This is a genomic window from Methanothrix sp., from assembly GCF_024518575.1.
Taxonomy (GTDB): Archaea; Halobacteriota; Methanosarcinia; order Methanotrichales; family Methanotrichaceae; genus Methanothrix_B.
The window spans coordinates 1-10,488 of record NZ_JANIHG010000046.1 but is presented as its reverse complement, the minus strand read 5'-3'; the positions used below and the strand labels follow the sequence as shown (position 1 = coordinate 10,488).

7 protein-coding genes are annotated in these 10,488 nt (G+C 55.7%); 4 read left to right on the top strand and 3 right to left on the bottom strand.

What is annotated here, in order from left to right; all coding sequences use genetic code 11:
- Positions 1-21: 21 nt before the first annotated feature.
- Both NQU42_RS07635 and larB read left to right on the top strand, forming a co-directional pair.
- A complete protein-coding gene (locus NQU42_RS07635) occupies positions 22-4,731 on the top strand; it encodes an SdrD B-like domain-containing protein (protein ID WP_296610380.1) in 4,710 nt (1,569 codons plus the stop codon).
- Between the two features lie 125 nt (positions 4,732-4,856).
- The gene (gene larB, locus NQU42_RS07630) at positions 4,857-5,645 is read left to right on the top strand and encodes a nickel pincer cofactor biosynthesis protein LarB (protein WP_296610378.1); all 789 of its coding nucleotides are present in this window, start codon (positions 4,857-4,859) and stop codon (positions 5,643-5,645) included.
- A gap of 140 nt (positions 5,646-5,785) precedes the next feature.
- Here larB and NQU42_RS07625 read toward each other — a convergent pair whose 3' ends face one another.
- Both NQU42_RS07625 and NQU42_RS07620 read right to left on the bottom strand, forming a co-directional pair.
- Entirely contained in the window at positions 5,786-6,229 is a 444-nt protein-coding gene (locus NQU42_RS07625) for an MGMT family protein (protein ID WP_296610377.1), read from the bottom strand.
- A gap of 20 nt (positions 6,230-6,249) precedes the next feature.
- Positions 6,250-6,780 (bottom strand): metallophosphoesterase, encoded by a 531-nt coding sequence (locus tag NQU42_RS07620; RefSeq protein WP_296610375.1) that lies wholly within the window; start codon positions 6,778-6,780, stop codon positions 6,250-6,252.
- 701 nt (positions 6,781-7,481) lie between these two features.
- Here NQU42_RS07620 and thrC point away from each other — a divergent pair.
- Positions 7,482-8,828, top strand: a complete 1,347-nt coding sequence (gene thrC / locus NQU42_RS07615) for a threonine synthase (RefSeq protein ID WP_296610373.1) — start codon at positions 7,482-7,484, stop codon at positions 8,826-8,828.
- On the top strand, positions 8,825-9,793 hold the full coding sequence (locus NQU42_RS07610) for a methionine synthase (RefSeq protein WP_296610371.1): 969 nt from the start codon (positions 8,825-8,827) through the stop codon (positions 9,791-9,793). The genes thrC and NQU42_RS07610 overlap by 4 nt, the downstream gene beginning before the upstream one ends.
- A 103-nt stretch (positions 9,794-9,896) precedes the next feature.
- On the opposite strand, the gene NQU42_RS07605 is transcribed toward NQU42_RS07610, so the two are convergent.
- Complete coding sequence (locus tag NQU42_RS07605; protein WP_296610369.1) at positions 9,897-10,460, bottom strand: imidazoleglycerol-phosphate dehydratase; 564 nt, start codon at positions 10,458-10,460, stop codon at positions 9,897-9,899.
- Positions 10,461-10,488 lie beyond the last annotated feature (28 nt).

The following is a 10,488-nucleotide window of genomic DNA, read 5'->3' as shown; positions in this document are numbered from 1 at the left end:
ACGACAGAGCAGGATATCGGGGTGCACACGGTAACAGCTGGCGTCAGGGACAACAGGCATGCTGCAAACGGAACCGCTGACAGCACAGTTGCTGAGGAGTATGAGATCCTGAGAGTTGCGGCTCCAGAGAATGTTACCGCGCCTACCAATGTCACAGAGAACGTGACAGCTCCTGTGAATGTGACTGTTCCGATCAATGTCACACCGCCGATCTCAGAGGAGAATGTGGTCCTGCCGGTGATGAGCATATCCGGCTACAAGTTCAATGATCTGAATGGTAACGGCATCATGGATTCTGGCGAGGCTGGCTTGGACGGATGGACGATCGTCCTGACGATGCCGAACCAGACCGAAGTCCAGAGCACGACCGGATTCGACGGCTATTACAGATTTGATGGCCTCTCGCCAGGGCTGTACACTTTGAGGGAGCTGGCGAAACCTGGCTGGGATCCGACGACATCTGAGAGCCAGCAGGTGAACCTGACCGATTCAGATGTGACAGGAATCAACTTCGGCAACAGGGCCAGGACATACTCAATAAGCGGAAAACTGTTCGAGGATGTGAATAACAACGGCGCCAATGACAGCGAGCCTGGTGTAAAGGGCTGGGAGATACGCCTGACGAGGCCTGATGCCACTGAAAGCGTTATGACAACAGGAGATGATGGATCTTACAGATTCGAGAATCTGACTCCCGGTGTATATACGCTTAGATTGGTTCTGCAGGCCGGCTGGAACGCAAGCGTTTCATCAAGAGAGGTGAGCATCACAGACTCGGATCAGAGCGGTGTGGACTTCGGAGTCCAGATGATCGGGTTCACGATATCTGGAAGGGTTTTCAATGACCTCAACGCGAACGGCGTCAACGATGGCGAGCCTGGCCTCTCCGGCTGGTCGGTAAAGCTGGTGCTGCCGGATGGAAGCGAGCGCACTACAACCACATCTGATGACGGATTCTATGCGTTCGATGGTCTGAGCCCGGGCAGCTACAGGATTGAGGAGATCAAGCAGGACGGCTGGAGCCAGACCGCGCCGAAGACCGGAGCATACACAGTGGAGGTCAAGGATTCAAGTGTGCCAAACATCGACTTCGGCAATTCCGGACTGAGATCGATATCAGGCGTGGTCTTCAGCGACATCAACGCCAATGGAGTGAGGGACGAGGGTGAAGCCGGACTGAAGGGCTGGAGCGTGACCCTTGTGCAGGGCGGGAACGTCACCTCCATGACAGAGACAGGGGCGGATGGGTCGTACAAATTCGAGGGTCTATCGCCAGGTACCTACAAGGTTGAGCTGATCCCGCAGGATGGCTGGAAGGCGACAACTGAGAGCAAAGAGATACAGCTGGAAACCGCTGACGTGAGCTTTGATATCGGCGTTGCCGGAAGCCTCTCGATAAAAGGCATGAAGTACTACGATCTGAACGCTAACAAGGTCAGAGACGAGGGCGAGCCTGGGATCCCTGGAAGCGATGTGAGCCTGATCGAGAACGGCAAGATCGTAAGAAGCACAAAGACCGCTGAGGACGGAACATACACCTTCGATAACGTTGCACCGGGGACTTACACTATCAGCGATCCGCTGCCTGAGGGGTACGTGGTTGTGACGTCATCTACGATAACAGTGACCGTCACCACAAGCACGATCGTCGAGGCGAGCTTCGGGATAGCAGGGGTCTATTCCATCTCCGGCAGAAAGTTCAACGACCTCAACGGTGATGGAAACGATGCAGGGGAGCCGGGAATCGCAGGTTGGGGCATAGTTCTGGATGGCACCACAAACATGGGGGTGCATATAACACAAACCCGGTACACAGGCTCTGACGGATCATATAATTTCGATAACATAGCTCCGGGCAATTACAAGATAAGCGAGCTCTCAAGGCCTGGCTGGACTCAGACGTATCCAGGAGGAGATGGGTCTCACACGGTCACCATCACCAGCTCAAGCGTCTCCGGAAAGAACTTCGGCAACAGGTACGTCTCAACAAAGGCGTCCGTCTGGGGATCGAAGTTCAACGATAAGAACAACAACGGTATAAGAGATCCAGACGAGCCCGGGCTGCAGGGCTGGGAGATAAAGATAAGCAACAGCACTTACACCAAGACTGCGATCACAGACAGCGACGGCTGGTACAACTTCACAGGCCTCGAGGCCGGGACGTACACAGTCACAGAGACCCTGAAGCCAGGCTGGAGCGTCACGAAGCCGAGCGGCGGATCCTACACGATAACGCTCAGCTCGGGCGAGACCAAAACTGGGATCGATTTCGGCAACTACAAGTCACTGCCAACAGGCGCTACACTGACCCCGGATAAGGCAAGCCCCCAGAACGTCGGCACTACGATAGTGTGGACTGCGAGCGCCACATCCACTGTGCCGCTGGAGTACAGCTTCTGGCTGAAGGGGCCATCGACATCAGGACTCTGGCAGGAGAGGAGGAGCTGGTCCTCCGATAACACATGGTCCTGGAATACGGCTGGACTGCAACCAGGCGCATATGAGATCCGCGTCTGGATAAGGGACAATTACCACAGCGATACTGGCGACATCCAGGTCACAAAGAGCTTCACACTTAAGGAGACGAACAGGCCGCCTGAGCTGAGGCTGATAATGGTCGACAGGCCGAGCCCGCAGTACCCGGGCGCCTGGGTCAGCTTCAGGGCCGTAGCTTATGATCCTGAGAGGGATCCTCTGCAGTACAAGTTCCTGCTGAAAGGACCTTCCACAGGCTACACCTGGACGGAGATGACATCCTGGACATCAAGAAACATCTGGACCTGGAGGACATCGTTCTTTGATATCGGTTACAACGAGATAATGGTCTACGTGAAGGACGGCAAGCACTCTCCAGATTATGATGACAAGAAGATCTGCGGCTACATGATCCTGGGATTCATACCGCGCCCGAACCTTCCGCCCGTGATAACGAGCTTCGGCTCGAGCCTGCCGAGCCCGCAGTATGCAGGGAGCACGGTGATATGGAGTGCCACGGCGATCGATCCAGAGGGATACCAGGTATACTACAGGTTCATGCTGAACGGCCCGTCCACAGGCTACACATGGAGGGTTGTACAGGACTGGTCGCTCTCGAACGCATGGACCTGGAGGACATCCGATATCGATATCGGCAGGTCTCAGGTAATTGTCCAGGTCAGGGACGGCCTGCATGCACCGCCCACAGGCTGGGATGACCAGGCCAGCGCAGCCTTCAGCATCGTGGTGAAGCCGAACCTGCCGCCTGTGATTACATCGCTCACGCCTGACAAACCGAGCCCGCAGGCCAGCGGGACCGCCATCAAGTGGACCGCAGCGGCCACAGATCCTGATAGAGATCCGATCTACTACAGGTTCTGGCTGAAGGGTCCATCGACTGGGAACACATGGCAGATAGTCAGAGACTGGTCGACATCAAACACCTGGACCTGGAGCTCGGATCTTGGAGATGCTGGCGATTACACAATCTTCGTCTACGCCAGGGATGGAAAGCATGCGGGTGCAAACGCATACGACAGCGCCAAGGGCCAGGTCTACAGGCTGCTCCAGCCGAGGCTGGATATTGTGACCGGCGCCCAGCTCAGGGACCAGATCAAGGACTCGCCCAGGCTCATATCCACAGACAGGGGATTCGTGCTGGTTTGCCAGTCGTGGGAGCGCGGCAGGAGCAGCAACGGTGACATCAGGATACAGACCTATGACGCATCGATGAAGCCTCTGAGCAGCAAGCTTCTGACAAGCGACACCGCGTACCAGGACAGGCCCTCGGTTGTCTATGACGGAATGAACTACTATGTTGTGTATGTCTCCACAGAGAAGGGCAACATGGACATCTTCATGAAGAAGCTCGATCCTGGCCTGAACGTGCTGGAGACGCGGCAGCTTACCACATCTCCAAGCGATCAGGACTCGCCAGCTCTGCTGAAGGTGGGTAATGATTTCTACCTGGCATACCAGTCGTGGGAGGGCGGAAGGAGCAGCGGCGGTGACATCTATCTGACACGCTTCGACTCAACCTGGAAGCCTCTCAGGACCGTCAGGCTCACTGCCGACAGTTACTACCAGGATATCCCGTCGATCGTCCTGGCCAGCGGCTACCTCTACGTCTCGTATGTGTCAGAGGATCACGGGAACCGCGATGTGATCGTCAAGAAGCTCGACACGAACCTCAACCTTCTGGATACAAGGAGGCTGACAGGCGGTTCAACGGATGAGGATCAGCCGTACCTGCTCTGGAGCAATGGAGAGTTCATGCTTGTGTACAAGAGTGAAGATGGGATAGTGCTCGAGAGGTACATGCGCGACTGGAGCAGCATAGAGAAGAGCCTCGTGCTGAGCGGAGATCTAGACTGGCCATCCATCGCTTATGGCAACGGACGTTACTGGCTGTCGTATCTGGATGGCAACAGCATCTACGCCACACCCCTGAAGATAACAGGCGCGCTGCCGCCGTGTGATGTCAGGGCGAGCTTCAGCTCTAGGAAGGCGAACAGGGACTACCTGATGACTCTGAGGTTCTACAACAACTACGGTGAGCTCACAGACCCGGCGTCGCTGAAGATGACCTGGAGCCCGCAGGATGCGGCCAGGCAGGGAAGCACGCTCAACAGGATTGCGACAGGCATGTACAGGATGCGTTCGACATTCGGCGCTCCAGGGGAGAAGAGCTTCAGGATAACGGCGACGATCGATGGAAGCCAGCTCGACAAGACCATCAGGGTCACCGTGAGATGAGATGCTCGGGAGAGCGTCCCGAGCTTTTTTGTTTTTTATATTCAGACCAGCTGCAGGCTCTGGATCTTTGGCATCCACATTCGATGCGGAAACCTCTTTATCTCTTCCATCCATACAATTCCCACGTGACCGGGCTTCGTGATATTCTTGAGAGGCTCTCGCGCGGAGAGATCGATCTGGAGGAGGCACTGAGCGGTATAAGGCTTCTCAGCTATAGAGAAGTCGGATCGATCGCAAAGATAGATCACAGAAGGGAGGACCGGATAGATGTGCCTGAGGCGGTTCTCGCCGAGGGTAAAAGGCCTGAGGATCTCATTAAAATAACACTCGCGCATCTTGAATCCGCTGGCAAGGTCATAGTGACAAGGGTCTCAGGGGATCATCTCAGCGCGCTGAGATCGATGGATCTTCCCGAAGAGGCTGAGATGGTGTGGTATGAGCATGCAAGGGCAGTTCTTCTGAAAGCGGGTCCGATTGAGATGACGGGAGGGAGAGTCGGAATACTCAGCGCTGGAACCGCAGACATACCGGTCGCGGAGGAGGCCAGGGTCACGGCAGAGGCGATGGGCTGCGAGGTCGTGACAGAATATGATGTCGGGGTCGCAGGCATCCACCGCCTGTTTCCCGCGATGGAGCGCATGGGAGGTGTGGATGCGATGGTTGTCGCTGCTGGCCGTGAGGGGACGCTTCCAGCCGTTGTTGCAGGCCTGACAGACGCTCCTGTGATAGGCCTCCCTGTCTCAACAGGATATGGTGCCGGAGGAAACGGTCTCGCTGCGCTTCTCTCGATGCTTCAATCATGCTCAGTGCTTGCAGTGGTTAACATAGACGCCGGCTTTGTCGCAGGCGCGTTTGCGGCCAGGATAGCAAACAGGATCGCCAGGAGAAAACTTTCCGGAGCCAATCAGCATTGAGAAAAGTTATTTATACAATCAATGCGCAGAGGCACCGCTGAGCGGGTATATCTGTTGTAATAATAACCCCCACTCCCCTACCCGCTCCGTATCTTTCATTTTCAATTTAGATTGACTATCGCTCTCGAACCCACGACCGCTCATCGAAGATATCGGCCTCCACAATTTCTCTCGACCTCGAGCAGCTGCAGCTTGATATCGATCCCCTGGCTGTAGCCGCCGATGCCGTTCGATGCAACAACGCGGTGGCAGGGTATCATGATCGGAAATGGATTCATGCGCAGGGCTGCACCGACGGCTCTTGCGGCTCTGGGTCTTCCTGCGATTCTCGCGATATCACTGTAAGTCGCAGTTGATCCGCGGGGGATGTTGAGGACTGCGCTGTAAATGGCCATCTGGAAATCCGTGCAGCGGCTCATATCAAGATCGAGATCCGGACGCGGTCCTCCTCTTATGTGCTCTCCAATCCTCGCCGCCATCTCCGAAAACTTCAGCTCCGGGGCTCTCCTGGAGAGACGTATGCGTTTTACAGTTCCTGCGGACTCCTCGACGATGACGTAAAGATCGAGATCATCCAGATACACGCCCCCTCTGCTGAACTTTCTTATTTCCGCAGGATCTCCCTGAAAGTCTCGCACCTCCCGAGCTCGATGATCTCGACCTCTCTCGTCGAGGTATCCATTATCGCAACGCTCCTGATCCCGGTCAGATGCCCCCAGATCTCCCCCGGGTTCACCACCAGAGTTCTCCCCTCACGGCTGACCTCTGCCCTGTGCGTGTGCCCTCGGACGACAACATCATACAGACCTGAGGCCACCACAGCCCTCACAAGGGCCTCCTCTGTTCCATGGAGCATGGCGATCCTCAATCCATCCACCTCTAACTCGCCGAAATCTCCAAGATACTCGCCCCCGAACCTCTCGAAGTATCTGGAAAGACCGACGCGGTCGCCGTCGTTGTTCCCGTAGACGAGTCTCACCGGAATGCCGCAGCCATCGAAGAGATACGCGTTACCGGAGCCGATCACGTCTCCGGCATGCAGCACCAGCTCCACATTTCTTTCAGAGAATACGCCCAGAGCTTCCTTGATGCCACGAAAGTTATCGTGAGAGTCGGACATGATCCCTATGAGCATACGATCACCTCGGCATGGAGGAACCTGGCCGTACAAGAATTTAATTGTGGGCATCCGCTCATGATGCGGCTGGAGCCTGCAGCCCGGGCAGATGGACTCCAAAACACAGCCTGTTTGAGCGCTGCAGATCTGGATGAGCTGATGCGCGACAGCCTCACGCAGATGATACTGCAAAAATCGCTTTCCTGCATGTGGAATGAAAATTGAAAATATTGTATAACTTCTGGTCTGTGTCGCCCTCTACGTCGTCCTGATGCCTCCGCTTCTCGAGTCAGCGAACCTGTTGAGCAGCCCGGGCAGGAGAGTCACCAGCAGGCCGAAGATGATCACCGCAACCACCTGGCTTGTGAACGCATCCATTCCCATCACCTCCACATCTGTTTTTACATGTTAATGTAGCGCAATAATAATTAATAATCGTTACGGTGTTTGTTGGCAAGCCATAGCAGCCAGTAAGTTGCTGGTTGCAAGCCTGGACGATCCTGGCTCATAACTCCAGCTCAGCGACAATCGACTGATCTGGGTCGTTGTTCTGGAGTGTGTATCTTACCGCTGAATCCACAGGTGCAGCACGAGATGTTTCCGGTTGGAGCCCCTGCTGGATGCTGATTTGGGGCATTCTTTCAGCTGTTCGTCAGACCCATGAGTTATTTCCTGAAGCCGCACAGGTTTTAATAGTTCCCGTGCAACTCTCATACAGCATGACCAACCTTATGTTCTACAGCACAAACGGCTCGCCCGAGCGTGTCGACTTCAGACAGGCCCTGCTATCAGGCCAGGCTCCGGATATGGGGCTTTATATGCCCGAGCATATCCCGAGGATCAGCCCAGAGGATATCTCGCGTTTCTCAAAAATGAGGTATCCTGAGATTGCGTACAGGGTTGTAGGCCCGTACATCGGCGATCTCATCCCAAAAAAAGATCTCATATCGATGCTGGAGGATGCATACAACTTCGATGTTCCGATAGAGAGGGTCTTTGATCGAGCGCATGTGATGCGCCTGGATCGCGGGCCGACATGCTCCTTCAAGGATTTTGCTGCCAGGCTGATGGGAAGGCTCGTTCAGTACTTCCTGGAGAGGGAGGGAAGGAGCATAATCATACTGACCGCAACATCAGGAGACACCGGCAGCGCTGTGGCCCATGCATTCTACGGTCTGAGCAACGTTAGGGTCGTCGTTCTCTACCCCAGGGAGGAGGTCACCGAGCGGCAGAGAAAGCAGATGACAACGCTCGGCGGAAATGTGCATGCTCTGGCGGTTGATGGCAAGTTCGATGACTGTCAGGCTCTTGTCAAGAGGGCATTTGCAGATCCGGAGCTGGGGGATCTCAACCTCTCGTCAGCGAACTCGATAAACGTCGGAAGGCTCCTGCCTCAGGCGGTCTACTACTTCTACGCGTATTCCAGGATCTCGGAGGGAGAGGAGATCGTCGTCTCGGTGCCGAGCGGGAACTTCGGCAACCTGATGGGAGGGCTCATAGCGATGCGGATGGGGCTGCCTGTGAGGCGGTTTGTAGTCGCGACGAACGAGAACGATGAGTTCCCGGTGTTCATGCGCACAGGCACCTACAGGCCCATCAGACCGAGCAGGAACTGCATATCAAATGCGATGAACGTGGGCCATCCGAGCAACCTCGCAAGGGTATTCGCGCTTTACGGCGGCTGGATGGATGAGAAGGGTGATGTGAGAAAACAGCCGGATCTCGATGCGATGCGAAGGGATATGTTCGCTGTCTCGGTGAGCGATGATGAGACGAGAAAAACCATAAAGGAGGTCTACGAGCGCCACAGGGTGCTTCTGGAGCCACATGGCGCGGTCGGATGGGCAGGGCTCATGAGGTACATGGAGGAGATAGAGAGCTGGGAGCCGTCCGTGTCGCTGGAGACGGCTGATCCCGCTAAGTTCCCTGAGGAGATCGTTCGCGTGCTTGGAGTTGTGCCTCCGCTACCGAGGGCGATGGCAGAGCTCGACAGCCTGGAGGAGCACATCGAGCAGATAAGCGGATCGTACGAGTCCCTCAAGTCATACCTCAGAGGTCTGCGATGAGATTCGATGACATAGGAAGCTTTCCGCATCACAGAATTGACGGGCTGAGCGGAGAGGAGTACCTCTCTCTTGTGAGAAGGATAATGGAGATGAAGATCTCCGCTGGGGTTCAGGTGCCGACGTACCCCCAGCTCAGGGATATGATAGAGATGTTCATGGAGCCTATGAGATCCCCTGAGACCGCAGAGGGGCCGTATCTGATCCGCAGGGATGCAGCAGAGATAATCGAGCTCGATGCCCTCAAATCCATCGGACGAAACATTCGCGTCTGCGTCACCGGCCCTCTCGAGCTTTACATATCAGAGTTCGGCTCGACAGAGTACGCGGATCTTCTCTTCAATATAGCAGAGAGCGTCTCGCGCTTCATAGACAGCGCCATGGAGAAGACACGGCGGCTCGGCATCGATGTGGCTGTTGTATCGATCGACGAGCCGAGCCTGGGGATCAGCTCCAGCATACTCTTCTCAGAGGATGAGATAATCAGAGCGCTTGAGATTGCGAGCAGGGGGTGCGCTGGAAGGGTCGATGTCCAGGTGCATCTCCACTCTCCTGTGTATGCGGAGCTCTGCGCCCGCGTTCCCGGCATAAATGTCATAGGCGTCGAGTCAGCAGCGCATCCTGATTATCTCGATATCATCGACCGCAAGGTGCTTGAGGAGAACGATACGTTCATAAGAGCCGGTATAGCCAGGACCGACATCCTCTCGATGGTTGCAAGGCTCAACGATCGGCTCGGCACAAACCTCTGGGAGCAGCCGGAGAGGCTCGAGGCCGAGATACTCAATATGGAGTCTCCAGGGGCCATCAGGAAGAGGCTTGAGCGGGCTGTGCGCATGTTCGGAGGTCTAGTAAGATACGCAGGTCCGGACTGTGGCCTGGGCTCATGGCCGTCGCAGCATCTCGCAGCAGAGCTTCTGAGGAACTGCGCGAGGGCGATCGAGATGTTCGCAGGAGAGGAGAGCTGAAGGGACTGGCCTGTCGGGAGAATCCAGCTGAAGCCAGCTATTACGGAAGATCTCAGTCACAACGAGGATTGGAGAAGATCGGATTGAATCGCTCTTACAGACCTCAGATAACACCTTTAGTGCTCAGAACCCCTGGCGATCCCGGCTCCACAGCGTTGCGGATCGCGAGACCGAGAGCCTTGAATATGCTCTCAGCGATGTGGTGGTCGTTCTCCCCCTCGAACCTGACGTGGAGAGTCAGCCTTCCGCGGTCGGTGATGCCCTTCAGCACTGCCTTTATCTCGAAGGTGTTCAGGTCCCCGATCCTCTCACCATGAAATGATCCCCTCATCACGAGGTACGCCCTCCCGCCGAGATCCAGAGCCACCTCTGCAAGCGCATCGTCCATCGGTATTGCTGCGAACCCGTATCTTCTTATCCCGCTCCTCTCTCCCAGCGCATGATCGAGCGAGGCTCCGATCACCGCTCCCAGGAGCGAATACCTGTAAAGAGAATTTCCGCCAGCGGATGCGCTGATATCGATCGATCCCAGCTTCGCCATCGAACTGATCATGTGGTCCATGAAACCCGAGCCTGTGGAAACGGTCGCGGCTCCGCTGCCATCGAGGTTCATCTCTGCAGCTGCAAACGCGCCCATCTCGCTGATCTCACATCTGCCTGTTCGCATGATATTCTATCCCTGACCCTGCCCGTCC

What these genes read in the sequence shown, in the direction of transcription:
- NQU42_RS07610 (WP_296610371.1), top strand. Translation starts at nt 8,825, where the DNA reads ATGAGATTCGATGACATAGGAAGCTTTCCGCATCACAGAATTGACGGG.
- NQU42_RS07605 (WP_296610369.1), bottom strand. Translation starts at nt 10,460, where the DNA reads ATGCGAACAGGCAGATGTGAGATCAGCGAGATGGGCGCGTTTGCAGCT.
- NQU42_RS07620 (WP_296610375.1), bottom strand. Translation starts at nt 6,780, where the DNA reads ATGCTCATAGGGATCATGTCCGACTCTCACGATAACTTTCGTGGCATC.
- thrC (WP_296610373.1), top strand. Translation starts at nt 7,482, where the DNA reads ATGACCAACCTTATGTTCTACAGCACAAACGGCTCGCCCGAGCGTGTC.